This window comes from Streptomyces sp. SID13666 (genome assembly GCF_010548325.1).
Lineage (GTDB): Bacteria > Actinomycetota > Actinomycetes > Streptomycetales > Streptomycetaceae > Actinacidiphila > Actinacidiphila fildesensis.
Window position 1 is genome coordinate 1 of the sequence record NZ_JAAGLX010000076.1, and the last position, 25,483, is coordinate 25,483.

A 25,483-nucleotide genomic window follows, 5' to 3' on the forward strand; every position below is an offset into this window, starting at 1 on the left:
CCAGCGTTCGTCCTGAGCCAGGATCAAACTCTCCGTGAATGTCTCCACGCAAGAGCGGCACCACCGGCCGGAATAAGGCCCGTGGTGCACAGCGTCCTCGCTGTGTAATTGCCTCCCACCAGTTCCCATCCCGAAGGACCGGAGGGCAGAAGGACTTTTTCAAAGGAACCACCAAACGAAACCCGAATGGGTTCCGCCCGGGGTGTTTTAAGTCTGGCGTTGACTTTTGGCACGCTGTTGAGTTCTCAAGGAACGGACGCTTCCTTCGGTGCCGTCACCGGCGCCCTCCGGGCTTCCCTTCGTGTTTCCGACTCTATCAGACGCTTTCACGCCCGATTCCCAGTCAGCGGGAGTACTGCAGATCCTGCATTGTGTTGCTTTAGCGTTTCAGCCTTTCGGCTTTCCCGCTGCACCCGACTTTACCAGAAGGTTTCTGTCGGATTTCCCAGCCAATTCGAGTCTGCCCTGGAAACACACGTTTCCGCGGCACTCGTCGAGGCGGTTGTGACAACGTACTGGAGCGGGGCACCCGGATGCAAATCGGTTGCCCCGCTCCGGTGACTGTGCATCAGGTCTGTGCTCAGACCTCGACGACGACCGGCAGGATCATCGGCCGGCGGCGGTAGGTGTCGGACACCCACTTGCCGATCGCACGGCGGATGAGCTGCTGCAACTGCCGTACTTCCACGACGCCGTCGGAGGCCGACCTGGCCATCGCTTCCTCGATCTTCGGGATGACCGCGGAGAACGCCTCGTCGTCGATCCCGGAGCCCCGGGCATGGATGTACGGCCCGCCCACGAGCTTGCCGGTGTTGCTGTCCATGACGACGGTCACGGAGACGATGCCCTCTTCGCCGAGGATCCGGCGGTCCTTGAGGGAGGACTCGGTGACATCGCCGACCGAGAGGCCGTCGACGTACACATAGCCGGCCTGCACCTTGCCCGCGATCTTGGCGACACCGTCGATGAGGTCGACGACGACGCCGTCCTCGGCGATGACGCAGCGGCTCTTGGGAATACCGGTGAGCTGTCCCAGCTCGGCGTTGGCGCGCAGGTGGCGCCATTCGCCGTGGACCGGCATCAGGTTCTTCGGCTTGCAGATGTTGTAGAAGTACAACAGCTCGCCGGCCGAGGCGTGGCCCGAGACGTGGACCTTGGCGTTGCCCTTGTGGACGACGTTGGCGCCCCAGCGGGTCAGACCGTTGATGACGCGGTAGATCGCGGTCTCGTTGCCCGGGATGAGCGACGAGGCCAGGACGACGGTGTCGCCCTCGACGATCCGGATCTGGTGGTCGCGGTTGGCCATCCGGGACAGGGCGGCCATCGGCTCGCCCTGCGAGCCCGTGCAGACCAGGACGACCTTGTTGTCCGGCAGGTCGTCGAGCTGCTTGACGTCCACGATCAGGCCCTGCGGCACCTTGAGGTAGCCGAGGTCACGGGCGATGCCCATGTTGCGGACCATGGAGCGGCCCACGAAGGCGACCTTGCGGCCGCGCTGCTGGGCGCAGTCCAGCACCTGCTGGATGCGGTGGATGTGGCTGGCGAAGCTCGCCAGGATGATCCGCTTCTCCGCCTTGGCGAAGACCTGCTCCAGCGCCTGCGAGATGTCGCGCTCCGGCGGGATGAAGCCGGGGACCTCCGCGTTGGTGGAGTCGGAGAGCAGCAGGTCGATGCCCTCGTCCGCCAGCCGCGCGAAGGCGTGCAGGTCGGTCAGCCGGCCGTCGAGCGGCAGCTGGTCCATCTTGAAGTCGCCGGTGTGCACGACCATGCCCGCGGGGGTGCGGATGGCGACCGCGAGGGCGTCCGGGATGGAGTGGTTGACCGCGATGAACTCGCAGTCGAAGGGGCCGATGCGCTCGCGCTGGCCTTCGGCCACTTCGAGGATGTACGGCCGGATGCGGTGTTCCTGGAGCTTCGCCTCGATGAACGCGATCGTCAGCTTGGAGCCGATCAGCGGGATGTCGTCCCGCTCGCGGAGCAGAAACGGGACGGCGCCGATGTGGTCCTCATGGCCGTGGGTCAGCACGATGCCGACGATGTCGTCCAGACGGTCCCGGATCGACGAGAAGTCGGGCAGGATCAGGTCGATACCGGGCTGCTCGTCCTCGGGGAAGAGCACTCCACAGTCGACGATCAGCAGCTTCCCGCCGAATTCGAAGACCGTCATGTTGCGGCCGATTTCGCCGAGGCCGCCGAGCGGTGTGATGCGCAGGCCGCCTTCGGGCAGTGCACGGGGCGGGCCGAGCTCGGGGTGCGGGTGGCTCAAAGTTTCTCCTCACCACGCGCGCCGGGGTCCCGTGTGGACCGCTGGTGCGCGTGACATTGCGTTGTGTCGTCGGTTTGCGTGTACGTGCGTATTCAGTTGTGAAGTCTGTGGTGGTGAAGTCTGCGACCCGCGAGCCCGGGGCTGCGGAAGTCTGTGACTACAGGTGTACCCCGCCTGCGGCGAGATCCTGCTTCAGCTGCTCGGTCTCGCTCCCGGACAGCTCCACGAGCGGCAGCCGCAGCGGCCCCGCGGGAAGTCCCAGGAGTTCGAGGGCGGCCTTGGTGGTCATGACACCCTGTGTCCTGAACATGCCCGTGAAAATGGGCAGCAGGCGCTGGTGGATCTCGATGGCCTTGGCGGTGTCTCCGGCCAGGTGGGCCTGGAGCAGTGCGCGCAGCTCGGGTGAGACGACATGGCCGACGACGGAGACGAAGCCGACCGCGCCGATCGAGAGCAGCGGCAGGTTGAGCATGTCGTCGCCGGAGTACCAGGCGAGTCCGCTGCGGGCGATGGCCCAGCTCGCCGCGCCGAGGTCGCCCTTGGCGTCCTTGTTGGCGACGATGCGGGGGTGCTCGGCCAGCCGGACGAGGGTCTCCGTGTCGATCGGGACACCGCTGCGGCCGGGGATGTCGTAGAGCATCACCGGCAGGCCGGTGGCATCGGCGATGACCGTGAAGTTCTGGTACAGCCCCTCCTGGGAGGGCTTGCTGTAGTACGGCGTCACGGTGAGCAGGCCGTGCGCGCCGGCCTGCTCGGCCTGGCGCGCGAGCTCGACGCTGTGCCGGGTGTCGTTGGTGCCGACTCCGGCGATGACGAAGGCGCGGTCCCCCACGGCTTCCAGGACGGCCCGTACGAGCTGCCCTTTCTCCACGTTGCTGGTGGTCGGCGACTCGCCGGTGGTGCCGTTGACGACCAGGCCGTCATTGCCTGCGTCGACCAGGTGGGCGGCCAGTCGCTGTGCGCCGTCGAGGTCGAGCGCGCCGTCCGCGGTGAACGGCGTGACCATTGCGGTCAGGACCCGCCCGAAGGGGGTCGTCGGTGTGGAGGTCGGAGCCATGGGTCCAACGCTACTCGTTGTATGTCGGCGCGTGTCGCCTCGGGACCTGCGGAAAGGACTCCGGCGGTGCCTGCTCGGGGGTCCAAGCACTGCCGGAGTCCGTTTCAGCAGCCTAGATGAACTTCGCGAATGCCTGCAATCGGAACACTTCGGACAAATGGCTGTGACGAGCGCTACGGAGCGATACGCCCGTTGCCGTTGAAGGCCGCGTGGGTCAGCGGCATGAGCTTCGCCCATTCGGCTTCCATCTTCTCGCCGACCATCTCGATCTCCCGCTGCGGGAAGGACGGAACGGCCGCCAGCTCGTGCTGCGTACGGAGTCCGAGGAAGTGCATGAGCGAGCGCGCGTTGCAAGTCGCGTACATCGACGAGAACAGCCCCACCGGGAGGACCGCACGGGCCACCTCACGGGCGATGCCGGCGGCCAGCATCTCCTGGTACGCCTCGTACGCCTGACGGTACGAGGCCTCCATGGCCTCGGTCGTCGCCCGGTGCTGGGCGTCCGTACCGTCCACGAACTCGTACTTGCCCGGACGGCCCTGCTGGACGAGCTTCCGCTCCTGCGCGGGAACGTAGAACACCGGCTGCAGCTCGCGGTAGCGGCCGGACTCCTCGTTGTACGACCAGCCGACGCGGTGCCGCATGAACTCGCGGAAGACGAAGATCGGGGCGCTGATGAAGAACGTCATCGAATTGTGCTCGAACGGGCTGCCGTGCCGGTCGCGCATCAAATAGTTGATCAGGCCCTTGGACCGCTCGGGGTCCTTGGTCAGCTCTTCCAGGGACTGCTCTCCCGCGGTGGACACGCGCGCCGCCCACAGCACGTCCGAGTCCGCGGCGCTGTGCTTGACCAGGTCGACGGTTACCTCACCGCGGAACTGGACGGCGGTCTCGGTGGAGGTGTCGCTCACCGTGGGTCCTTCCTGTCGTCTCAAGGGGCGCGCCCAGCCTAGACGCTGGCGCTGACAGCCCTGGTCATCGCCACAAACCCCACCCCGCCCACCGAATGGCGGACGAGGGTTGTTAGATTGGGAGACTTCCAGCAATTCGGACACAGGAGTGTGCTGCATGTTCCGCCGGGGAGAGCCTGTTCCGTTCGCCTTCATAGCCGAGGCGGAGAGCTTCCAGAGCAACGTCGCTCCTCCGCCCAGAACGCGACCGAGCAGGCTCCGGATCGCGGGACGCGCACTGGGAACGGTGCTGGTGCTCGCCGGACTGGGCGCCGCCGCGCTGCTCGGCGCTCCCGCGCTCGATCCGCACCAACAGGGCTCGGTCGGCTCGCAACACGAAGAGGCAGCCCGGACGCCCTGAGCTGGTCACCGCGTCGGACGGCAGATAACCTCACCGGTCAGAGCCCCACCTCTGCCGGTAAAGGACCACGCACGTGCCCCTGCCTTTCCTCGCCTCCGACAGCGTCCACGACCAGCGCGAGGCGCCCGCGGCGCTGCCGCACACCCCGCAGGACCGGTGGATGCGCCCGTACCGTCCCGGTCCGTGGCGGGTGGCTACGGCCGCGCTGCTGCTGGTGCTCTCCTCGTACGTGCTCTTCGCCGCGATGATCATCGCCGCCACGGGCGCGCTGCCCGGCGCCGGGCTCTGCCTGGGCGGCGGCGTCCTGGTGATCGTCAGCGCGCTGCGGCTGCTGCGGGTCGGGTTCTGGGTCAGCGGACGCGGGCTGCGGCAGTCCGGGCTCTTCTACACGATCACCGTGCCGTGGGACGGCGTCGGCAGTGTGCGCACCGTGCAGCAGCCGGTGAAGGTGCTGGGGCTGCCGCGCACCGTCCAGGGGCAGGCGCTCGTCGTCACCCGCCGGGACGGCCAGGCGCTGCGGCCGCTGATGACCGACCACAACGCCGACTTCCTCGGGCGCACCGAGGCGTTCGACATGGCGGCCGACGCCATAGAGGGCTGGGCCACCGAACTCCGCTGACGCCCTTCCACGGGCAGCCCGGCGAACCGATTCAGCTCGTGCGTACCGGCTTGCCGTCGCGTAGCGCGATGGCGCGCTGCATGGCCTTGCGGGCCCGCGGGGTGTCGCGGGCGTCGAAGTAGGCGATGGCGAGCCGGAACCAGCTGCGCCAGTCGTCCGGGGAGGCTTCCGTCTCGGCCTGGCGCTTCGCGAAGACCGTGTCGGCCGAGTCACGGTCGATCCGGCCGCTGGGGGTGCGGACGAGCTCGTCGACGGGGAGGCCGCCCTCGGCGTCCAGTTCCCGGGAGAGCCGGTTCGCCTGCCGGGCGAACTGGGTGGTCTGCCACAGGAACCAGGCCCCGATGAACGGCAGCACCAGGACGGCGATGCCGAACGGCACGGTGATCCACGTGCCCTCCTCCAGGAGCAGCACACCCCGGCTGCCGACCAGGACGAAGTAGCAGACCAGCGCCCCGGCCAGGACGAAGTAGGTCACTTTGGCGCGCACGGCGATCAGTCCTGGTCCAGGCTGTGTTCATCGGCAAGGAAGTGCTCGAGGCCGAAGGTCAGGCCCGGGGTTCCGGTGACCTTCCGGGCGGCGAGCAGGATGCCTGGCATGAAACTGCTGTGGTGCAGCGAGTCGTGCCGGATCGTGAGGGTCTCGCCCGTGTCGCCGAACAGGACTTCCTGGTGGGCGAGCAGGCCGCGCAGCCGCACCGAGTGCACCGGCACCCCGTCGACGTCCGCGCCGCGCGCGCCGTCCAAGCCGTGCGTGGTCGGGTCCTGCTGGCGCGGCATCCCGGCCGTGTCGCGGGCGGCCGCGATGAGCTGGGCGGTCCGGGTGGCGGTGCCGCTGGGGGCGTCCGCCTTCTTGTTGTGGTGCAGTTCGATGACCTCGACGGTCTCGAACCAGCGGGCCGCCTGCTGCGCGAAGCGCATCGTCAGGACCGCGCCGATGGAGAAGTTCGGGGCGATGAGCACTCCGGTGGCCGGGGACTCCGCCAGCCAGCTGTTGAGAGCCGTCAGACGCTCCTCGGTCCAGCCGGTGGTTCCCACGACGCCGTGGATGCCGTTGCGGACGCAGAACTCCAGGTTCGCCATGACGGCGTCCGGGTGCGTCAGCTCGACGGCGACCTGCGCGCCGGCGTCGGTGAGCCCCGTCAGCGGGTCGTTCCTGCCGAGCGCGGCGACCAGTTCCAGGTCGTCGGCCGCCTCGACGGCCCGCACGGCCTCGGAGCCGATCCGGCCGGTGGCGCCGATGACGGCCACACGGAGCTTGCTCATGCTGATCCGTTCCTCCGGTTGTGCGCCGCGGTCGCGTGCTGCGACCGCGGCGCGGGGTACGACCCGTCGGGCGTGGGTTACGCGACCGATTCGTGCAGACGCGAGGCCTGCTTGTCCTTCAGCGGGCCGATGACGGCCAGCGAGGGACGCTGTCCCAGTACATCGCGGGCGACCGCGCGCACGTCGTCCGGGGTGACGGCGGCGATGCGCTCCAGCATCGAGTCCACCGACATCTGCTCGCCCCAGCACAGCTCGCTCTTGCCGAGGCGGTTCATCAGCGCCCCGGTGTCCTCCAGGCCCAGCACCGTCGAGCCGGACAGCTGGCCGATGGCGCGCTGCAGCTCCTCGTCGGTCAGACCGTGCTCGGACACGTTGTTGAGCTCGTCGCGGCAGATCTTGAGCACCTCGGGGACCCGGCGCGGCTGGCAGCCGGCGTAGACGCCGAACAGCCCGCAGTCCGCGAACGACGAGGTGTACGAGTACACCGAGTACGCCAGGCCGCGCTTCTCGCGGACCTCCTGGAACAGCCGTGAGCTCATGCCGCCGCCCAGCGCGGTGTTGAGCACGCCGAGCGCCCAGCGGCGCTCGTCGGTACGGGCCAGGCCCGGCATGCCGAGCACGACGTGCGCCTGCTCGGTCCTGCGGTCCAGCAGCTCGACGCGGCCGGCGGTGCGCAGCGTGCGGGCGCCGGAGCGCGGGTCCATCGGGACGGCGTCGGTGTCGCGCAGGGAGCCGGCGTTCTCGAACGCCTTGCGGACCTGGCGGACGACCGTGGCGTGGTCGACGTTCCCGGCCGCGGCGACGACGAGGTGCGTCGGGTCGTAGTGCCGCTTGTAGAAGCGGGCGACCTGGTCGCGGGTGAGGGCGTTGATGGTCTCGACGGTGCCGAGGACCGGACGGCCCAGCGGGGAGTCGCCGAGCATCGCCGTGGTGAACAGGTCGTGGACCTGGTCGCCCGGATCGTCCTCGGTCATCGCGATCTCCTCGAGGACGACGCCGCGCTCGGCGTCGATGTCCTCCTGGCGGATCAGCGAGCCGGTGAGCATGTCGCACACCACGTCGATGGCGAGCGGCAGGTCGTTGTCGAGGACGCGTGCGTAGTAGCACGTGTACTCCTTGGCGGTGAACGCGTTCATCTCGCCGCCGACCGCGTCGATCACGGAGGAGATGTCGAGCGCGCTGCGCCGCTTGGTGCCCTTGAAGAGCAGGTGCTCCAGGTAATGGGTGGCGCCGTTCAGCGCCGGGGTCTCGTCGCGGGAGCCGACGCCGACCCAGATGCCGAAGGTCGCGGAGCGGACCGTCGGCAGGGTCTCGGTGACGACGCGCAGACCGCCGGGGAGCACGGTCCTGCGCACGGTGCCGATGCCGTCGGTGCCGGGAATCAGGGTCTGTGTGCGGACGGCCCGCCCCTTGGTGGAGGGACGGGCCGTCACGACAGTGGTGCGAGAGGTCACGAGCCGGACTCGTCCTCGGGGTCGCCCGCTTCTTCACCCTCGATGACCGGGATCAGCGAGAGCTTGCCACGGGCGTCGATCTCGGCGATCTCGACCTGGACCTTGGAGCCCACGGCGAGGACGTCCTCGACGTTCTCGACGCGCTTGCCGCCGGCGAGCTTGCGGATCTGCGAGATGTGCAGCAGACCGTCCTTGCCCGGCATGAGCGAGACGAAGGCACCGAAGGTGGTGGTCTTCACGACGGTGCCGAGGTAGCGCTCGCCGACCTCGGGCATCGTCGGGTTGGCGATCTGGTTGATCACCGCGCGCGCGGCCTCGGCCTGGGAGCCTTCGGTCGCGCCGATGAGGACCGTGCCGTCATCCTCGATGGAGATGTCGGCGCCCGTGTCCTCCTGGATCTGGTTGATCATCTTGCCCTTGGGGCCGATGACCTCGCCGATCTTGTCCACGGGGATCTTGATGCTGATGATCCGCGGTGCGTTCGGGGACATCTCGTCCGGAACGTCGATCGCCTCGTTCATCACATCGAGGATGTGGAGGCGGGCGTCGCGGGCCTGCTTCAGCGCGGCGGCCAGGACCGAGGCGGGGATGCCGTCGAGCTTGGTGTCGAGCTGCAGCGCGGTGACGAAGGTCTTCGTACCGGCGACCTTGAAGTCCATGTCGCCGAACGCGTCTTCCGCACCGAGGATGTCGGTGAGGGCGACGTAGTGCGTCTTGCCGTCGATCTCCTCGGAGATCAGACCCATGGCGATACCGGCGACGGGGGCCTTGAGCGGCACACCGGCGTTCAGCAGCGACATGGTGGAGGCGCAGACCGAGCCCATGGACGTCGAGCCGTTGGAGCTCAGCGCCTCGGAGACCTGGCGGATCGCGTACGGGAAGTCCTCGCGGGACGGCAGCACGGGCAGGATCGCCCGCTCGGCCAGCGCGCCGTGACCGATCTCGCGGCGCTTCGGCGAACCGACGCGGCCCGTCTCACCGACGGAGTACGGCGGGAAGTTGTAGTTGTGCATGTAGCGCTTGCGCGTCTCGGGCGCCAGCGTGTCCATCTGCTGCTCCATGCGGAGCATGTTCAGCGTGGTGACACCCAGGATCTGGGTCTCGCCGCGCTCGAACAGGGCGGAACCGTGGACGCGCGGGATGGCCTCGACCTCGGCGGCCAGCGTACGGATGTCCGTCACGCCACGGCCGTCGATGCGGACCTTGTCCTTGATGACGCGCTCGCGGACCAGCTTCTTGGTCAGCGAACGGTACGCGGCGGAGATCTCCTTCTCGCGGCCTTCGAACTTCGGGAGAAGCTTCTCGGCGGCGATGGCCTTGACGCGGTCCAGCTCGGCCTCGCGGGCCTGCTTGCCGGGGATCGTCAGGGCCTGGGCGAGCTCACCGGTGACGGCCTCGGACAGGGCGGCGAAGACGTCGTCCTGGTAGTCGAGGTAGCGCGGGAACTCGGCGGTCGGCTTCGCGGCCTTGGCCGCCAGCTCGGACTGCGCCTTGCACAGGGCCTTGATGAAGGGCTTCGAGGCTTCGAGGCCGGCGGCCACGATCTCCTCGGTCGGCGCCTCGGCGCCACCCTCGACGAGCGCGATCGTGCGGGCGGTGGCCTCGGCCTCCACCATCATGATCGCGACGTCGCCGTCCTCGAGGGCGCGGCCGGCCACGACCATGTCGAAGACGGCGTCCTCGAGCTGGCTGTGACGCGGGAAGGCGACCCACTGGCCCTTGATCAGTGCGACGCGGACGCCGCCGATCGGGCCGGAGAAGGGGAGACCGGCGAGCTGCGTCGAGGCGGAGGCGGCGTTGATCGCGACCACGTCGTACAGGTCATCGGGGTTGAGCGCCATGATCGTGCAGACGACCTGGATCTCGTTGCGCAGGCCCTTGGCGAAGGACGGGCGCAGCGGGCGGTCGATCAGACGGCAGGTGAGGATCGCGTCCTCGGAGGGGCGCCCTTCGCGGCGGAAGAACGAACCGGGGATCCGGCCGGCCGCGTACATGCGCTCCTCGACGTCCACCGTGAGGGGGAAGAAGTCGAGGTTCTCCTTGGGGTGCTTCGAGGCACTGGTGGCCGACAGCACCATGGTGTCGTCGTCCAGGTAGGCCACGGCGGAGCCGGCGGCCTGACGGGCCAGACGGCCCGTCTCGAAGCGGATGGTGCGGGTGCCGAAGGAACCGTTGTCGATAACGGCCTCGGCGTAGTGGGTCTCGTTCTCCACTATGGGGATTCTCCTCATTCATGTCCCAGGGCGTATCCCGGGGACCTTCGGTGAGGGGAAGCGTCCCGCCAGGGGCCGGTCTTCGATCGAAGCCTTCGGGGAGTCCTGCTGCCCGGAGGCCACTACCGAGGACCGGCGTTCGTGGCTCATTAGGAGGACGCTCCTCCTCGTGTGTTACAGCGTGCTCACACCAGACTACAAAGAATCGCCGGTCGAGTACGCAAAGGGAGCGGCTCCCGGGTGGGAACCGCTCCCCCGCACAACGTCCTACTTGGCGCCGGCCGCACCGCGGCGGATGCCGAGGCGCTCGACCAGGGCGCGGAAGCGCGTGATGTCCTTCTTGGCCAGGTACTGCAGCAGACGGCGGCGCTGGCCGACGAGCAGCAGCAGACCACGGCGGGAGTGGTGGTCGTGCTTGTGCAGCTTGAGGTGCTCGGTGAGGTCCGAGATACGGCGCGAGAGCATCGCGACCTGCACCTCGGGGGAGCCCGTGTCGCCCTCCTTGGCACCGAACTCGGCGATGATCTGCTTCTTCGTCGCGGCGTCGAGCGGCATACGAACTCCTCAGGTGTTGGTTTGCCTCCGAGTGCCCCTGGACTGGAATCACAGGCGATCTTGGATAACTCTGGAGGCGAGGACGCGGGTTCTTACACACACATCCGTCAGCCAGAGTACCAGCCGCACGGGCGACGCTTCGCCGCGCGGGTCCGGAGGCCTATTCAGCCACTGGTCAGGCTGCGCACCGAGGTGTACACGTCGAGGACAGCCAGGCAGAGAGGAACAAGGGCCAGGAGGATGAATCCCTCGGCGAGGTCGAGGGTACGTCCCCAGAACGGCGAGACACCCTGGCGGGGGACGATCAGGGCGATGGCGGTGAGGAGTGCCGCACCCATCGCCACCACGGCCGACAACCAGATCGTCCGCACATCGAGCGGCCCACGGTCGCCCTGCAGCAGCTCCCGGACCACCCCGGCCGGCGGGTTGAGCGCCAGGCCCAGAATGAGCAGGGTCACGGCGCCGATCCCGGCGACCAGCAGACACACGACCTGCGCCGTGTAGCGGAAGAGACGGGCGCGCAGGAGAGTGGCGACGCCGACGGCCAGGGCGAGCAGCTGCGCCCACACGGAGTCCGAGAATCCGAGGACGGCCGCGGACCCCAGCACGACGGCGGAGCACCCGCCGACCAGGCCGAGCAGCATCTCGTGGCCGCGGCGTGCCTGCGCGGCGATACGCCCGTAGTCGACCGGCTCCGTGGTGGGCCGCTCTCCGAAGCGCTCTACGGGCCGGCCCGGCCCTGCACTCTCCTGCGGGGAGCGGAACCCGATCGGCAGCCGGGCGAAACGAGCGGACCAGCCGGGGAGGAATCCGACCAGGGCGACCGCGGTCACCCCGGCGACCGCTGCGGCTTCCCTGGGAGCAGCGCCGGTCATGATCGTGCCAAAGGTCGTGAGGGTGCCGGCGGCGGCCGCCATGGCCGCGCCGACGAAGGGCGCGTCTCCGTACGGGAGCAGCGCGATCAGCAGGATCGCGGCGATGAGCACGGTGACGCAGCCGACGAGGAACTGAAGTCTGCCGGGGCCTTCACCCGATCGGGGCTCGATGATCCCGGAGCCCGCGATGAGCAGCATCGGCAGTCCGCCGAGACCGAGGGCCACGGCGGAGGCCCGGTCGTCGTACACCCGGGCCCGCACACCGGCCAGCGCCGTCAGCAGTACGCCCGAGGCGCCCGCGATGACGCCGGGCAGGCTGTGCATGTCGTGCCTGAGCGGGTCCGCGAACCACAGGACGAAGCCCGTCATCAGCAGCAGGACCACTCCGCCGCTCAGCCCGGCCGCCCGCATCAGGTCGTCGCTCCAGCTGTGGCGGTCGCGGTCCACAGCGGAAGCGATGGCGTCCACCACGTCGTCGTGGACGGCCGGCGGGAGCGAGTCCGCGAACGGGCGGAGACTGAGCAGCTCGCCGTCGAGGACGCGCTGGGCGGCGAGGGATAGCCCGCCGTCGAGGACGGACCCGTCACGGCGCGTGAGGTGGAACCCGGTGGGCTCTCCCGCCACCTGAGTCTGCCCCGACAGCGTGAGGAGCTCCGACCGCAGATCGGCCACGGGTACGTCGTCGGGGAGTGCCAGGTCGATCCTGCTGTCCGGCGCTACGACGGTGACGCGGCAGTAGCCTGTCGCTGCGGTCGTGATCACCTGGTGGATCCCCCTCGTCGGTGTCGTCTGCTGCGGTGCGCCACCCTATCGGGGCCGGTCAACTGGGCCGTGCGGCAGCACCACTAGGATCACTGACGCGCGGACAGCGGCCGCCGCCACGGGGGCGTCGGTGCGGAACCATCTGCTGCGCACGGGGGATTGATACATCGGTGAGCGTCGTCATCGTCAAACGACCGCCGAGGGCACTGCCGCCCGCGGTCCCGTCGGGAGAACTCCGTCTGGAACCGCCGCCGGAACTCCCCCGCGCCCAGGACCAGGGCCTGTTGATGAGTCTGTTGCCCATGCTCGGCATGGGTGGTTCCGCGGCCTACTTCTTCATGCCGGGTTCCCAGCCCATCATGAAGATCATGGGCGGGTTGATGCTCGCATCCACCGTCGTGATGGCGATCGCGCAGGCCGTCAAGATGCGGCAGGGCGTGGCCGGACACATGGCCGACGCACGCCGCGACTACCTCAAGTATCTCGCGCAGATGCGCAAGCAGGCGCGTCAGACCGCTGAGCAGCAGCGCGCCGCCCAGCTGTACACGCATCCGGCTCCCGACCAGTTGTGGGCTCTGTTGGGCGGAGCCGGTCCGCAACCGGTCGGCGGTGGCCAGGGCGCCCGGGTGTGGGAACGCCGTCCGGGCGATGAGGACTTCGGCCAGGTGCGTTTCGGGCTGGGTCCGCAGCAGCTGGCGACGCCCCTCGTCGCACCCGAGACGGCACCCGTCGACGAGCTGGAACCGCTCACGACGCACGCGATGGACAACTTCCTGCAACATCACGGGCAGGTCGAGGACCTTCCGCTGGCAGTCTCGATGCGGGCGTTCTCCGAGATCGGGCTGTCCGGTGACGCAACGACGGTGTACGGGACGGCACGCGCGGTGCTCGCCCAGCTGGCGTCGTTGCACCCACCCGAGGACCTGGTGGTGGCCGTCGTCCGGTCCGCCGGATCCGCGCCGGAGTGGGAGTGGGCCAAGTGGCTCCCCCATGCGCAGCACCCCGCCCTCTGCGACGGCGCCGGATCGGTACGGCTGATCACCGACAGCGTGCTGGAACTGGAGGCGCTGCTGCACAGCACTCTGGAGGGGCGTCCGCGCTTCCAGCGCGACGCCCAGCCGTTGCTGGACCGGCCGCACATCGTCGTCGTCCTCGACGGCGCCACCGTCGCGCCGGGGTCCTCCCTGGCGCCGCCCGAGGGACTGCAGGGGGTCACCCTGATCAGGATCGCCCCGGGAGAGCCCGACGAGTCCCGCGGTGGCCTGTCCGTCGACGTGACCCCTTTCGAGATGCGGATCGATTCGGGAGGAACGGTCTACAGCGGTACGGCCGATGTACTGGGACCGGTGGAGTCGGAATCCCTGGCCCGGCAGCTCGCGCCCTTGCGCATCGGAAGCGGCAGGGACGACGAACCGCTGCTGGCCAACCTGGACTTCACCGATCTGATGGGAATCGGCGAGGCGGCGGCGCTCGATGTGACTCGCAGCTGGCGGCCCCGCGCGCAGCACGACCGGCTACGGGTGCCGATCGGTGTCGGCGAGAACGGTGAGCCGGTGTTTCTCGACCTCAAGGAGGCCGCGCAGGAGGGCATGGGCCCGCACGGCCTGTGCGTCGGCGCGACCGGCTCCGGCAAATCGGAGCTGTTGCGCACCCTGGTACTCGGTCTTGCCGTCACGCACTCCTCGGAGACCCTGAACTTCGTACTCGCGGACTTCAAGGGTGGCGCGACATTCGCCGGCATGTCGGCCATGCCGCACGTCGCGGCCGTCATCACCAACCTCGCCGACGACCTGACACTCGTCGACCGCATGCGCGACTCCATCACCGGCGAACTGCAGCGGCGGCAGGAGCTGCTGCGCTCGTCCGGCAGCTTCGCGAACATCCACGACTACGAGAGGGCCCGTGCGGCGGGTGCCGCTCTGGAGCCGATCGCGTCGCTCGTGATCGTGATCGACGAGTTCAGCGAACTGCTCACGGCCAAGCCCGAGTTCATCGACATGTTCATCCAGATCGGGCGGATCGGTCGTTCCCTCGGAGTGCACCTGCTGCTGGCCTCGCAACGCCTCGAGGAGGGCAAGCTGCGGGGACTCGACACCTATCTCTCCTACCGGATCGGCCTGCGGACCTTCTCGGCGTCGGAGTCCCGGGCGGCGCTCGGCGTTCCGGACGCCTATCACCTGCCTTCGGTGCCGGGTTCCGGATACCTGAAGTTCGGGACCGAGACGATGCTGCGTTTCAAGGCCGCTTATGTGTCGGGGACACACCGCTCGGGCGGCGTCGTGGACGACGGCTCCCGACCCGCGGTACTGCGCAGACCGGCGGTGTTCACCGCGGCACCTGTCGCCGTCGCCAGCAGCACCACAAGTCCCGCGCACCCCGCCGTGCCCCCGCGTACGGATGACGCGCTGGCTGACACCGTGCTGGACGTTCTCGTCCGCCAGCTCGAAGGCCAGGGAACGGCGGCCCACCAGGTGTGGCTACCACCGCTCGGGGAGGCACCGCCTCTGGACCAGGTGATGGCCCCTCTGACGGTCTCGCCCGACCGCGGGCTCCGATCCGCCGACTCCGGTGCGAACGGCCGGCTCCGTGTGCCGCTCGGAGTCGTGGACAAGCCCTTCGAGCAGAGCCGTGACGCCTTCTGCCAGGACTACTCGGGAGCGGCCGGCCACGGCCTGGTGCTCGGTGGTCCCCGCAGCGGCAAGTCGACGTTGCTGCGTACGCTCGTCTCGTCCTTTGCTCTCACCCACACCCCCGACGAAGTGCAGTTCTACTGCCTCGACTTCGGCGGTGGCGCGCTGCGCGCGTTGGACGGTCTCGCGCACGTCGGCGGGGTCACCGGACGCCTGGAGCCGGACAAGGTGCGCCGCACGGTCGCGGAGGTCGCCGGCGTCCTCGCACGGCGCGAAGAACTCTTCCGCGTCCAAGGCATCGACACCATCGCCACCTACCGGCAGCGCCGGGCGGCGGGTCAGCTTCCGGGTGAGCCGTGGGGGGACGTCTTCCTCGTCATCGACGGTTGGGGAGCGTTCAAGCAGGACTACGACATGCTCGAGGGCGTCGTCACCGACCTGGCCGCCCGCGGCCTCGGTTACGGCGTACATGTCGTCATCTCCGCCTCCCGCTACATGGAGATGCGGCCGGCTCTCAAGGACCAACTGCTCAACCGCATCGAACTGCGGCTCGGCGACACCATGGACTCGGAGTTCAACCGCAAGGCCGCGGCGAACGTCCCGGTCGGCGCTCCCGGCCGTGGCCTGACCCCCGACAGCCTGCACTTCCTGGCCGCGCTGCCCCGCATCGACGGGTCCTCGACGGCGCACGACCTGTCCGACGGAACGGCCGCTCTGGTGTCCGCGGTCAACAGTGCCTGGACCGGCGCCCCCGCGCCACGGGTACGCATGCTGCCGCACCAGCTGGCAGCCGAACAGCTGCCGAAGGGTCATGAGTATCCGGACCAGGGTGTCGCTTTCGCCATCGACGAGACCGCGCTGGCTCCGGTCTTCGTCAACTTCGACACCGATCCGTTCTTCGTCGCTTTCGGTGACAGCGAGTCCGGCAAGACCGCACTGCTGCGTCTGCTGATCAAGCAGATCTGCGAGCGCTACTCCCCCGACCAGGCGCGGATCGTCGTCGGTGACTACCGCCGCACCCTGCTGGGTGCGATCCCCGACGGCCATCTGCTCGAGTACGCGGCCACGCAGTCCGCCCTCGAACTGCACATGAACGAGATGGCCGGCCTTGTGCGGCGCCGCGCCCCCGGACCCGATGTCACCCCGCAGCAACTGCGCGACCGCAGCTGGTGGAGCGGGCCGCAGGTCTTCGTCGTCGTCGACGACTACGAACTGGTCACCTCCAGTGGCGGCAATCCCATGGCCGTCCTCGCCGACACGCTGCCGTTCGCCCGCGATGCGGGTGTTCGCTTCATCATCGCCCGCAGTTCGGGCGGTGCCGGGCGCTCCATGTACGAGCCGTTCATCCAGCGCATCAAGGAACTCGGGGCCCAGGGCGTCGTCCTGTCCGGTGATCCGAACGAGGGCGATCTGCTCGGTAGCGTTCGTCCGCGGCAGTTCCCACCGGGACGAGGCGTGTTCGTGTCGCGCCGCCGGCGTACTCCGCTCGTCCAGCTGGGATGGCTTCCTGACCGCTGAATGATCCGCCAACGTTCCTGATCCGCACTCTCCGGCCCCGCGCGGGCGGAGAGGCCTGCCCACGGGGGGATAACGACGATGTCGAACTGGGATCGCACACTCAATCCGTTCCGCTACGACAAGAACGGCGACCTCACGGAATCCGCCAAGCAGCGCGATGCGGAGATGACCCTTGATCATGTCGCTCCGGAGAGCGGTGGCAGCACCGGTCAGGCCGGACCGGTGCTGAAGGTGACGCCTTCTGTGCTCCGTGAGAGAGCGGGCAAGGCCGAGATCGTCGCCGCCGACTTCGAAAAGGCGGACGACAGCGCGATGGGTCAGGGAAGCGCCACCGCGGGGAACACCGGCCAGATCGCGGCCGGGCTCCGGGGATTCCACTGTGCCGGCGCCTTCGCGGCCTTCCAGGAACGCTGGGGTCATCAGATGCGGTATGTGAAGACCACCCTTCTGCGAGACGTGGCGGGCGGCCTCCGCGCTGCCGCCAATGACCATCAGGACGCCGACACCGACGTGGCCAAGAAGTTGAGGAAGAAGTAACCATCGCTTCGGGGGATCCAGTCATGCCCAGTTACCACGACATCATGGAAGCCGATCTCGCTCCGCTCGACGCCGCTGTCGACAAGTGGCAAGCCCTCCCGGGGAAGTTCCACGGCATCGCGTCGGCCTTCGACAACACCGTGACCAAGGGCCTCCAAACGGCCAACATGCAGGGCGAGACCGCTGAGGCGGCACTTCAGAAGACAGTCGTGGCGAAGCAGCAGATCCAGGCCGCCGCCGACGAGGCCTTTGATGTGCACAGCATCCTCAGCGACGCCCTGTCCACGTTCAAAGCCGCGCAGAAGACTCTCCGGGACGTGACGGAGGAGGTCCGCACCAACGCCAAGGGCGTCTTGGTCATCGACGGAGCGGGCAATGTGGGCGCCGACCCGGCTGCGGGGCCGATGCCCGGCGCAGGTCCGAGCCTCGGCGCGGCCATCCTCGACTATCAGGGTCGTGTGGACGGCGCCGTGGAATCCGCGACCGAGGCGGACAACGCCCTGCACTGGGCTCTGCTCCAGGATCCCAACGGTGCGGACCAGGGATTCAACGCCAACGCCTATGCGGACATCAACAACGCGCTGAAGGACCGTGCCCAGGCGGCCAAGGACGCCCACGACGCGGCCCGACTCGCCTCCCAGCAAGGCATCCTGTCCGTCGATGAGCTCAAGAGGCTCGATACCCTGCTGGCCAAGCACGCCAGTGACCCGACCTTCGGGACGAAGTTCTACACGGAACTGGGGCCGAAGAAGGCCCTGGAGTTCCAGGCCGACCTCGCCATCCGGACAAGCCTGATCCACGACCCCGACCGCCTCAAGGCCGCCCAGGACGTCCAGAAGCAACTGGGACTGACACTGGCTGCCGCGACACAGGACGTCAACGGCGACGGATACCTGAGCAACCAATGGGTGGAGGGCCTCAAGGAGGCCGGCCACCAGCCACTCGATATGAGGTCCCGCGGCCTGTACCAGATGATGCCGTACGGCTATCAGCCGCTCGGAGCGCTGCTCAAGAACGGCGAGTACAGCACGGAGTTCCTCGGCGACGTCTCGAAGGACATGCTGAAGCTGGACAAGGAGCTCCACGGGGTCTGGCCCAGCGGCTCGCAGGAAATCCATCTGGACTTGACGGACCAGACGCAGAACCACCAGGGGACCGACCCCCTCGTGGGCCTGCTGGAAGCCAGTTCTCGGAACCCGGAATTCGCCACGCAGTTCCTCCACAACGACGGCGACCTCAAGCACCTCCTCACGACCGGGCAGGAGAACCCACTCCGCTCCGACGCACTGGGACACGCGCTGGAGGCGGGAGTCACAGGACACCCGTATGGCACTCCACTGGATTCCACGCTGCCGCCGCACAGTGTGGCGCAGACGGAAATCATGAAGCAGGTAGTCGAGTCGGTGTCGAAGGACGCGGGGGTGGCGACGGATCAGATGCGTGACAGCCTGGCGAGGATGAGTAGCGAGTACATGCCGGAGATCAACCGATCCTTGGCAGGTGGCGAAGGCCCGTACTCGATTGAAAAGTTCTTTCCTACGGGAAACTCCGGCGAACCCAGGTTCGAACCGATCGACACGCACAGGTTTTTGTATGCACTCGCAGCAGATCCGGGTGCTTACAAAATTCTGGATGTGGCACAGAAGACATATACCGGAAATCTATTCGATTATCATCTCGCCCATCCTGAGGAATTTGACGGCGATCCACAGATAACGATAAAGCAGATTGCGAATAATGCGGGGCTCTTCCAGGGCATTATGGCCTATTCGGTTCAGGATCACAATATCATGGACGAGATTTCCGCAAATCAGTCCTTCAACGATTCCCTGAAGCCTCAGAACGAGCTGATGAAGGGTATCGCCACAGTAGGAATCGGCGTCGGAGTCGCCACGATGACCAGCCCCATCGGAGGAATTGCAGCCGGTGCAATGGCCACGTCCACCGGCAACATTCTCATCGATAATATCTTCGATGGACGAAAAATCGACGGCTACGACGATATTCTTTTGAGCACTGGGGCGAACCAGGACAAGGTAAAGCAATCAGCTCTGCAGTCCACGGAGTTTTCAGGTCACTACGCCGCCGCGCACACCAATTCAGCCATGCGTCCCGGAAACATCGAAGGCCTGATCACCGATGGCTTCAGGGAGGGCTGGGGTAATTCATCAACCAACCTCAGCGGCTACGAGGGACGACCAGGTCACCCGAAGGCCGACTAATGATTGAGAGAATTATGAAACGGACTACTGCGCTAGCCTACGTCGCAACCCTAAGCGTTGCAGCATCATTTGCCGCAGGGTTCTTCACCAACAAATTCTTGCTCTATTCAAACGCTGTGGACAGCCTCCAGGAAACAGTGTGCGGAGACATGATGACCAGTGACTCGGTGAAGAGCGTTCTCCCCAAAAGCCATACCGCGATGGAGCACTACACCGCACTCGGAGCCGGCCAGGATTTCAACCAGTCCTGCATCATCTCCAGCGGAACTTCTGGGACTCTCACCATCAGGGCGAAAATCCAAAACGCAGCATTTCAGGACTGGCAGAAGTGGGTCAAAGGTGAAACACGAGACGAGGGCTCCGGCGTTCCCGTAAAGATGGGCAAGGGAGGAGTCTCCTACCCGACAACCACTTACCTCTATATTCCGTGTACACCGCGTTACCCTCGTGCAGAGGCCACCCCCGCGAAGGATTCCTACTATCTGCAGGTCAATGTCAGGTTCAACGGTGATGCGGACGCGGACGCCGGCACAGTACGCAAGGCGGTGGCCGATGCCGCTCAAGCATTCGGCAAAAATGCGCACTCCGAGGCCGGCTGCCTAGGCGCCCCCTGACAAACGGCACGTCGCGGTTCCGGAGCCCCCGCATGTCTGCGGCGCACCAGGTACTGGGATTGCTGCGACTTACCTCGAGAGGTGGTCCCGTTCAGCGCGGGAACCGCCGCCGACGCCGTAGGTCCCGCAGAGCCACCGAGCTGCCGCTGATCGCCGCGGACAGGACAACGCCCAGACCCAGCACATAAGTTGCCACCCGCTGGTCCCGTTGCTGTGGGGTCTCCCCCAGCGTCAGCGTGGCCGGGATGACCCTGCTGTCGCCCTTCGCGACGCCGGGGTCAGCGACCGGTGCCGCAATGGGCACGGCGTCGTCGGTGAGCGCGCGCACCGGGTCGACCACGCCCCAGCCGGTGAAGTCGTTGTGGCCCAGGGAGGTGCGCTGCGCGGTCTGCTCGATCTGGGCGATGACCTCGTGCGCCCGCCAGGCCGGGTGCTTGGCACGGATCAGGGCCGCGACGCCCGCGACATAGGGGGCCGAGAAACTCGTGCCGTTGTCGACACACTGGCCTCCCTTGGGAACGGTCGAGACCATATCGACCCCGGGAGCCGACACCCCCACGAACGTCCCGGCCTGGGAGAACGACGCCCGCTCGTTGTTGCGGTCCGATGCCCCGACAGCGAGCACGCCCTCGTAAGCACCGGGGAACGTCGTACCGAGCTTTCCGTCCGCTCCGGCATTTCCCGCGGCGACGACCACGACGACGTTCGCGGCGACGGCCCGGTGGATGGCCTGGGCAAGCTCCCGGACATCGCCGGAGGTGTCCTGCGAGATGTTGATGACGCGTGCATGCGCGGCAACAGCCGCGTCGATGGCCCGCACCATGCTCGGGATCTTTCCCGCGCCCTGGTTGTCGTTCTGCCGGATCGGGATGATCGTGGCCTCGGGCGCGATCCCGGTGAATCCGGTGCCCGGCAGTGGGCGGGCGGCGATGATCCCGGCGACCTTCGTTCCATGACCGACCGTGTCATTGGCGCCGTGGTCCTTGCCACCGATGACGTCCACACCATGGGCGACGTCAACGGCCGATTTCAACTGCGGGTTCGTCGCGTCGACTCCGGTGTCGATGACGGCGACACGTACACCCTTGCCCTTCGTGTCCTGCCAGAGTTGATTCAGCAGCACCCGCTGGAGGGACCACGGCGTTCCCTTGATGTCCTTCGCGGGGAACGTGCACTCGCCGTCAGCGGCGAGCGTGATCTCCGCGGCGGCCGTCAGCCCTGCGGTGACGGGCGGGGCAGCGGGGCCGGCCAGCAGGGCGAATGCCGCTACCCCCGAGGTCAGTGCGGACAGGCCGCGCTCATGCGTGGTCCCGGATCCCATGAGGGCTGCTTCCTCCTGCTGACGGTCCGACCGGGTACGGAACACACTGCGGGGCGGACACCCTCGTGCGGGCACCCGCCCCTGCGCAACTCTTGCTGCAGACGTCCTGGCTACTGGAAGTATCCGGCCGTCTTCTTGTCGGTGGCACTGTAGTTGTGGCTGGCGGACTCCACCTTGGAGGAGATCTGGATCAGCGTGCTGTGGATGTGGTCAGCCTGGTCCTGCCATGCCCGCGCGGTCGCGTCGAACGCCTGGTGGGCCTCGCCCTCCCAGCTGGCAGCCACGCCCTTGACCTTGGCCAGCAGGCCGTCGAGGTCGGACTTGAGCTGATTGGCCGCCAACTGAATACTGCTGGCGGCATCCGTCAGCGAGGAATAGTGAACCTTGAGCTCAGACATGGCTCCCCCTGGAGTGAATGTGGGTCGAAGTTTTCGGGAACGGAATCGGCACTGGCACCGGCACTCACACGGGCGAACCACCGGTCCCGCACAAGCAGGTCAGAGACCGGCGATACCGCTGCCGCCGGCGGCGCCATTGATGTCGATCTTCTTCAGGTCCTCGAGAACCTCTTCATCGGTGTTCCCGTGACCGGCCCGGGTCGCGACGATCGCTTCCTTGATGCCGTCGATGACCACCCGCAACTTCTGATGCCGCCTGTTGATCTCGTCCTGCTGTGTGTTGAAGGCACCGGCCCCGATGCCCTTCCACTGGCCTTCCAGCCCGTCAATGGCAGCGTTGAGCTTCACGAGCTGCGCCGCCATCGAGCCACTGACCCGCTCGATCTCGTCCTCGACGCGCTTGAGCTCCGCGTCGGTAACCCTCACTGTTCCAGCCATTTCGTACCTTCCCCCATGCAATATGCGGTCGCTTCAAGGGGCTCGAAACCCCTCTCTCCATCCACAACTGGCCTGTGAAGCAGTTGAGATGATCTAGCTTCCGACCACTCTAGCCACATTCGTCCACAGGCCCAACAGGCCCCCGGCGAGGGGGCACCCGCAGCCGGGCCGCACCACCTGAATACCGCTCATGGGCTCGGGGAGCCCATCGCGCTGCGCAATCTATTGGCCAGGCGATTCGTCATCGGTACCTGATCAGGTGAAGGCTTCGGAGGCCGTCCACCTCCAGCTCAGCCTGCCCGTCACGCATGCCGTCGATGAGTACCACTCCATTGGAAGTACGGGCTGCGTTGAGGAGCAATCCAACAGACTCACGTCCCGTCCAGTCCTGTCGGCGAACCCACACCAGTGCCCTCATGGCCTCCGGCAGTGTGGCAAGTTCAGCAAGCAACGGTGCCCAATCACTGTGCTCGGAGATGGAGAGGATCGGTCCGAGTTTCCGCATGGTGTCCGGCATCCACGCAGCAGGACCGGCCTTCGGCGGAAGCGTTTGGCCATCGACACCTGGTTGCGCGCCCTCCACCCAACGTGAGAACCACCCCCATGGGTCCGAATTCGGCAATCCAAAGGGTTCCTGGTGGTCCTTCGGCACAACTATGGACGCGTCAAGCATCGCATTGGCCAGGTCGCCGCCGGCCAGAAACTGCTTTGTGTTGCAGGCGAACAACCAGCCTCGACGGGTTTCATCCGCAGGGGATGCATCCACAAGAGCGACTTGACCACCGTAGACTTCATCGAGCCAGGCGTCAGCTTTTCGGACAGCAGTAGCGAAATCCTCGGCCGGAATCCGCCACTTCGACCGGTGCGTGTCAGGACTCGGGCGCCCGCGAGAAAACCGTGCGAGTACCAACTGGCGGATGCCTTCTTTCTCCATACGCCCCAGACCACCGGTTTGACCATCGAGCAATACGAATTGGCCGTTGTTGATGGTTGCGTACATGAGGTGCCCGGTTGCCTCCACGCCATTCAGCACCCGCCGCACCCACACCACGCCCCGGGCGTACGGACCAACCTCAAGGAGGGCAGAGATCACAGCATCCCAACTGGCGAACGATGACACCTCAGCACCACTGAAGTACTGCCGTACGAGCCGATCCCACCAACCCGGCGCCTCATGGACGGCTTGCCAGGGAAGGGCCGTCGCCCGGCCACCATCCATCCCTGCGTCGATGGCCACCACACATCCACGATCATTAATGCGACGTGCCTGCGCTGCCGAGTTACGCTGCGGGCTTCCATCGAATTCCGCCAGGTCGCCCCACGGATCACCTGTCGCCAAATGGAAGGGGCCCACAGAATTTTTCGGAACAGCGAAAGAACTATTTAGCATCGGAGTGTCAGAATATCCGGACTGACTGAGCGTCCTGCAACCGAACACCCAAGCCTGCGAGCTCTCTGCGACAGGATGCGGGACGGACAACTCGACCAATCCATGGTATTGCTGCTGCAACCATTCGTCGGCCCGCTGGGCCGGAGTCATTGCACCGCTCATGCCCCAGCTCCGGGCGGCCACTGCCCAGTAGTCAACCAGGAGTTGAACTCATCGGTGGTCAGTGCACCAGGGGCGAACCCCAATTCCGATCCGTCCTTGAACACCACAATCACACGATTCATGGGCGCCTTGGTGAAATCTCCAGTATCCAGGTGTTCCTCTGTATCAAAACACACCACCCACGCCAATTTGTGCTCTACCGTTGATTCCGGCTCCATCACAATCGTCGGCGGCCCATCACCATAGGTGCGGTGCAAGAATTTTTCTGCCGCAATCAGCGCTTCGTCCTTTGTCATGGCTCAATCCTCTCTTCAGTGCCAGAAACACTATTTGTAAGGCATGTATTTAATACTCTTGACGCCAAATTCCGAATTATTCAACTCCTCCAATCTACCCAGCGCGCCGGTCTGACCATCCAAAAACACAACGCCATGACTGTCATGAATAACATTGAAGACGTGCGCAGTCTTGTTCTGTCTTTCTACATAGACAATTCCTCTCGATCCTTCACCCCTGGCTCCCATATCACCGATAATATCGTCATAGCTTCCAACATTCTGCCATGCGGCATCCGGGTTACCGAGCGCCTTCGGGTCCGGCCATCGCGGCTCATGCAGAGGCGCCGTTGACACTTCATGGCCGTCCAGTCTCTGATCTACAGCAATAACATTGTTGGAACAGTTGTCGACATAGCCAGGAGTTTTTGCTTCGTAGCGATCAGAGTTCATATCCTTGAGCCAAGGATACTGATCGTCCACGAACTCGCGCGCCGTGGCCGCGTCAACCGAATCGGCGTGGATCGCCTTTTGCGTCACGTGTTCCGTCGGCTGGGCCAGGTCATCCCATGCCTTGGGGATTGCGGCAGGCACCCCGGATTTGACCGCACCTCGCTCCGCCACCGCTTCGGCGGCGTCTCTCCCCGCGGCCATGGCCGTGCGTTCGGCGGCGGTGGCTGCGGTGCTGGTGCCGCCTGTCGCCAGGGCCATGACGAGGTTTCCGGTCAGTCGTCCTCCGGACTCGGAAGGGTCGTCGCCCCAGCCGGTGCCCACGATCGCCTGCGGCAGCCGCTCCGGGTGGTACGCCATGGTGACCAGACCCGCCACGGTCGAATCCAGATGCGTCAGGTACTCCGCCGGGTGCGTCACGTTGTACGTGTCCCACGGGTTCAGACCCCGGACGAACTTCGTCGCGTCCGTGACGCTGCGGACCAGGCCGCCGCCGTAGTGCAGGGCCTCGACCTCACCCTGGACGAGGACGTCCTGGAGATCGCCGCTCATGCGGTCGGTGAATTCCGGCTTGGCCGGCGCCAGTTCTGCCGCCGCATCAATGGCGATCCGCGCCTCGTCGGCCACCGCGTCACGTTGTCGGCGTGCTTCCGTCAGGATTTCCTTCGCCTCGGCGATGGCAGTGGCACCCGGGTCGTGGAACGGATCCGGGGCGACCGGAGGTCTCCCCGGATCGCCTTCCCCGTTCACCAGGTGCTGGTAGGAGGCGAGGTCCGTGTTGTAGGCGCCGACCTTCGTGTTGTATGCGTCCACCGCCTTCTTGTGGGCGTCCTTTCCCTGCCGGTACGTGTCGATCGCCGTCTGCGCCTGCCGTTGTGCCCAGTCCACGATGTCCGCGAAGCGTCCCAGCGCCTCAGCCGCCTGCAGGCAGGCGTCCGCTCCCTGCAGCCACTTCTTCGGATGTGCCTCGAATTTCACCCGAAAGGCGTCCGCACCTTCTCCCTGCCAATTTCCAGGGTCCAGGCGGGTCAGACATCCCATGCCGTTTCATGTCAAGAGGGATAAGGCTGGGCGTGGTGTGACCAGGCGGTTGCTTCGTCGTAGTGGGTGCGGGTTTTGAGGCATCCGTGGAGGATGCCGACGAGGCGGTTGC

Annotated in this window: 21 protein-coding genes; 6 read left to right on the top strand and 15 right to left on the bottom strand. The window is 66.6% G+C overall.

The genetic code is table 11. The features are described from left to right. Positions 1 to 580 precede the first annotated feature (580 nt). The 3 genes from G3I60_RS41835 to thyX form a co-directional block, all read right to left on the bottom strand. Positions 581 to 2,266, bottom strand: coding sequence for a ribonuclease J (locus G3I60_RS41835; protein WP_138357431.1), 1,686 nt, complete (start codon positions 2,264 to 2,266; stop codon positions 581 to 583). 157 nt (positions 2,267 to 2,423) lie between these two features. Continuing rightward, positions 2,424 to 3,323, bottom strand: coding sequence for a 4-hydroxy-tetrahydrodipicolinate synthase (gene dapA / locus G3I60_RS41840; RefSeq protein ID WP_138357430.1), 900 nt, complete (start codon positions 3,321 to 3,323; stop codon positions 2,424 to 2,426). Positions 3,324 to 3,496: 173 nt separating this feature from the next. Next, positions 3,497 to 4,234, bottom strand: coding sequence for an FAD-dependent thymidylate synthase (gene thyX / locus G3I60_RS41845; RefSeq protein WP_138357429.1), 738 nt, complete (start codon positions 4,232 to 4,234; stop codon positions 3,497 to 3,499). Between the two features lie 157 nt (positions 4,235 to 4,391). Here thyX and G3I60_RS41850 point away from each other — a divergent pair, with 157 nt between their 5' ends. Further along, positions 4,392 to 4,634: a hypothetical protein gene (locus G3I60_RS41850; RefSeq protein ID WP_164608486.1), complete on the top strand. Its 243-nt coding sequence runs from the start codon at positions 4,392 to 4,394 to the stop codon at positions 4,632 to 4,634. A gap of 133 nt (positions 4,635 to 4,767) precedes the next feature. Then, positions 4,768 to 5,253 carry a hypothetical protein gene (locus G3I60_RS41855; RefSeq protein WP_239070967.1) on the top strand — a complete coding sequence of 162 codons (486 nt, stop codon included), beginning with the start codon at positions 4,768 to 4,770 and terminating at the stop codon, positions 5,251 to 5,253. Positions 5,254 to 5,284: 31 nt separating this feature from the next. Here G3I60_RS41855 and G3I60_RS41860 read toward each other — a convergent pair whose 3' ends face one another. The 6 genes from G3I60_RS41860 to eccD all read right to left on the bottom strand — a co-directional run bounded on the left by G3I60_RS41860 (position 5,285) and on the right by eccD (position 12,375). Continuing rightward, complete coding sequence (locus G3I60_RS41860; RefSeq protein WP_164298660.1) at positions 5,285 to 5,740, bottom strand: tetratricopeptide repeat protein; 456 nt, start codon at positions 5,738 to 5,740, stop codon at positions 5,285 to 5,287. Between the two features lie 5 nt (positions 5,741 to 5,745). Beyond that, positions 5,746 to 6,516: a 4-hydroxy-tetrahydrodipicolinate reductase gene (gene dapB, locus G3I60_RS41865; RefSeq protein ID WP_164298662.1), complete on the bottom strand. Its 771-nt coding sequence runs from the start codon at positions 6,514 to 6,516 to the stop codon at positions 5,746 to 5,748. A gap of 77 nt (positions 6,517 to 6,593) precedes the next feature. Further along, positions 6,594 to 7,970 carry a pitrilysin family protein gene (locus G3I60_RS41870; protein ID WP_164298664.1) on the bottom strand — a complete coding sequence of 459 codons (1,377 nt, stop codon included), beginning with the start codon at positions 7,968 to 7,970 and terminating at the stop codon, positions 6,594 to 6,596. Continuing rightward, the gene (locus G3I60_RS41875) at positions 7,967 to 10,183 is read right to left on the bottom strand and encodes a polyribonucleotide nucleotidyltransferase (protein ID WP_138357423.1); all 2,217 of its coding nucleotides are present in this window, start codon (positions 10,181 to 10,183) and stop codon (positions 7,967 to 7,969) included. The genes G3I60_RS41870 and G3I60_RS41875 overlap by 4 nt, the downstream gene beginning before the upstream one ends. 267 nt (positions 10,184 to 10,450) lie before the next feature. Next, entirely contained in the window at positions 10,451 to 10,738 is a 288-nt protein-coding gene (rpsO, locus tag G3I60_RS41880) for a 30S ribosomal protein S15 (protein ID WP_138357422.1), read from the bottom strand. Between the two features lie 164 nt (positions 10,739 to 10,902). Continuing rightward, the gene (gene eccD, locus G3I60_RS41885; protein ID WP_164298666.1) at positions 10,903 to 12,375 is read right to left on the bottom strand and encodes a type VII secretion integral membrane protein EccD; all 1,473 of its coding nucleotides are present in this window, start codon (positions 12,373 to 12,375) and stop codon (positions 10,903 to 10,905) included. A gap of 170 nt (positions 12,376 to 12,545) precedes the next feature. Between eccD and eccCa the strand changes: the two genes are divergently transcribed. The 4 genes from eccCa to G3I60_RS41905 all read left to right on the top strand — a co-directional run bounded on the left by eccCa (position 12,546) and on the right by G3I60_RS41905 (position 19,896). Beyond that, complete coding sequence (gene eccCa / locus G3I60_RS41890) at positions 12,546 to 16,523, top strand: type VII secretion protein EccCa (RefSeq protein WP_164298668.1); 3,978 nt, start codon at positions 12,546 to 12,548, stop codon at positions 16,521 to 16,523. A gap of 78 nt (positions 16,524 to 16,601) precedes the next feature. Continuing rightward, positions 16,602 to 17,060, top strand: coding sequence for a type VII secretion target (locus tag G3I60_RS41895; protein ID WP_164298670.1), 459 nt, complete (start codon positions 16,602 to 16,604; stop codon positions 17,058 to 17,060). A gap of 23 nt (positions 17,061 to 17,083) precedes the next feature. After that, complete coding sequence (locus G3I60_RS41900) at positions 17,084 to 19,282, top strand: DUF6571 family protein (protein WP_164298672.1); 2,199 nt, start codon at positions 17,084 to 17,086, stop codon at positions 19,280 to 19,282. Then, positions 19,282 to 19,896, top strand: coding sequence for a hypothetical protein (locus G3I60_RS41905; RefSeq protein WP_164608487.1), 615 nt, complete (start codon positions 19,282 to 19,284; stop codon positions 19,894 to 19,896). The genes G3I60_RS41900 and G3I60_RS41905 overlap by 1 nt, the downstream gene beginning before the upstream one ends. 91 nt (positions 19,897 to 19,987) lie before the next feature. Here G3I60_RS41905 and mycP read toward each other — a convergent pair whose 3' ends face one another. From mycP to G3I60_RS46985, 6 genes are all read right to left on the bottom strand, one after another. Then, a complete protein-coding gene (gene mycP, locus G3I60_RS41910) occupies positions 19,988 to 21,217 on the bottom strand; it encodes a type VII secretion-associated serine protease mycosin (RefSeq protein ID WP_164298676.1) in 1,230 nt (409 codons plus the stop codon). A gap of 110 nt (positions 21,218 to 21,327) precedes the next feature. Next, complete coding sequence (locus G3I60_RS41915) at positions 21,328 to 21,615, bottom strand: WXG100 family type VII secretion target (protein ID WP_138357415.1); 288 nt, start codon at positions 21,613 to 21,615, stop codon at positions 21,328 to 21,330. A gap of 99 nt (positions 21,616 to 21,714) precedes the next feature. Continuing rightward, on the bottom strand, positions 21,715 to 22,053 hold the full coding sequence (locus G3I60_RS41920; RefSeq protein WP_138357414.1) for a WXG100 family type VII secretion target: 339 nt from the start codon (positions 22,051 to 22,053) through the stop codon (positions 21,715 to 21,717). 241 nt (positions 22,054 to 22,294) lie between these two features. Beyond that, positions 22,295 to 23,605 (bottom strand): YrhB domain-containing protein, encoded by a 1,311-nt coding sequence (locus G3I60_RS41925; RefSeq protein ID WP_164298680.1) that lies wholly within the window; start codon positions 23,603 to 23,605, stop codon positions 22,295 to 22,297. After that, entirely contained in the window at positions 23,602 to 23,901 is a 300-nt protein-coding gene (locus tag G3I60_RS41930) for a YrhB domain-containing protein (protein WP_164298682.1), read from the bottom strand. The genes G3I60_RS41925 and G3I60_RS41930 overlap by 4 nt, the downstream gene beginning before the upstream one ends. A 30-nt stretch (positions 23,902 to 23,931) precedes the next feature. Next, positions 23,932 to 25,371 (bottom strand): putative T7SS-secreted protein, encoded by a 1,440-nt coding sequence (locus G3I60_RS46985; protein ID WP_343242009.1) that lies wholly within the window; start codon positions 25,369 to 25,371, stop codon positions 23,932 to 23,934. Between the last annotated feature and the right edge of the window lie 112 nt (positions 25,372 to 25,483).

Excerpts from the sequence above, each read along its gene's own strand:
- rpsO (WP_138357422.1), bottom strand. The coding sequence starts at position 10,738 with ATGCCGCTCGACGCCGCGACGAAGAAGCAGATCATCGCCGAGTTCGGT.
- G3I60_RS41850 (WP_164608486.1), top strand. The coding sequence starts at position 4,392 with ATGTTCCGCCGGGGAGAGCCTGTTCCGTTCGCCTTCATAGCCGAGGCG.
- mycP (WP_164298676.1), bottom strand. The coding sequence starts at position 21,217 with ATGGGATCCGGGACCACGCATGAGCGCGGCCTGTCCGCACTGACCTCG.
- G3I60_RS41930 (WP_164298682.1), bottom strand. The coding sequence starts at position 23,901 with ATGACAAAGGACGAAGCGCTGATTGCGGCAGAAAAATTCTTGCACCGC.
- G3I60_RS41920 (WP_138357414.1), bottom strand. The coding sequence starts at position 22,053 with ATGGCTGGAACAGTGAGGGTTACCGACGCGGAGCTCAAGCGCGTCGAG.
- G3I60_RS41915 (WP_138357415.1), bottom strand. The coding sequence starts at position 21,615 with ATGTCTGAGCTCAAGGTTCACTATTCCTCGCTGACGGATGCCGCCAGC.
- dapB (WP_164298662.1), bottom strand. The coding sequence starts at position 6,516 with ATGAGCAAGCTCCGTGTGGCCGTCATCGGCGCCACCGGCCGGATCGGC.
- dapA (WP_138357430.1), bottom strand. The coding sequence starts at position 3,323 with ATGGCTCCGACCTCCACACCGACGACCCCCTTCGGGCGGGTCCTGACC.
- G3I60_RS41905 (WP_164608487.1), top strand. The coding sequence starts at position 19,282 with ATGATTGAGAGAATTATGAAACGGACTACTGCGCTAGCCTACGTCGCA.
- G3I60_RS41900 (WP_164298672.1), top strand. The coding sequence starts at position 17,084 with ATGCCCAGTTACCACGACATCATGGAAGCCGATCTCGCTCCGCTCGAC.
- G3I60_RS41925 (WP_164298680.1), bottom strand. The coding sequence starts at position 23,605 with ATGAGCGGTGCAATGACTCCGGCCCAGCGGGCCGACGAATGGTTGCAG.
- G3I60_RS46985 (WP_343242009.1), bottom strand. The coding sequence starts at position 25,371 with ATGGGATGTCTGACCCGCCTGGACCCTGGAAATTGGCAGGGAGAAGGT.
- G3I60_RS41895 (WP_164298670.1), top strand. The coding sequence starts at position 16,602 with ATGTCGAACTGGGATCGCACACTCAATCCGTTCCGCTACGACAAGAAC.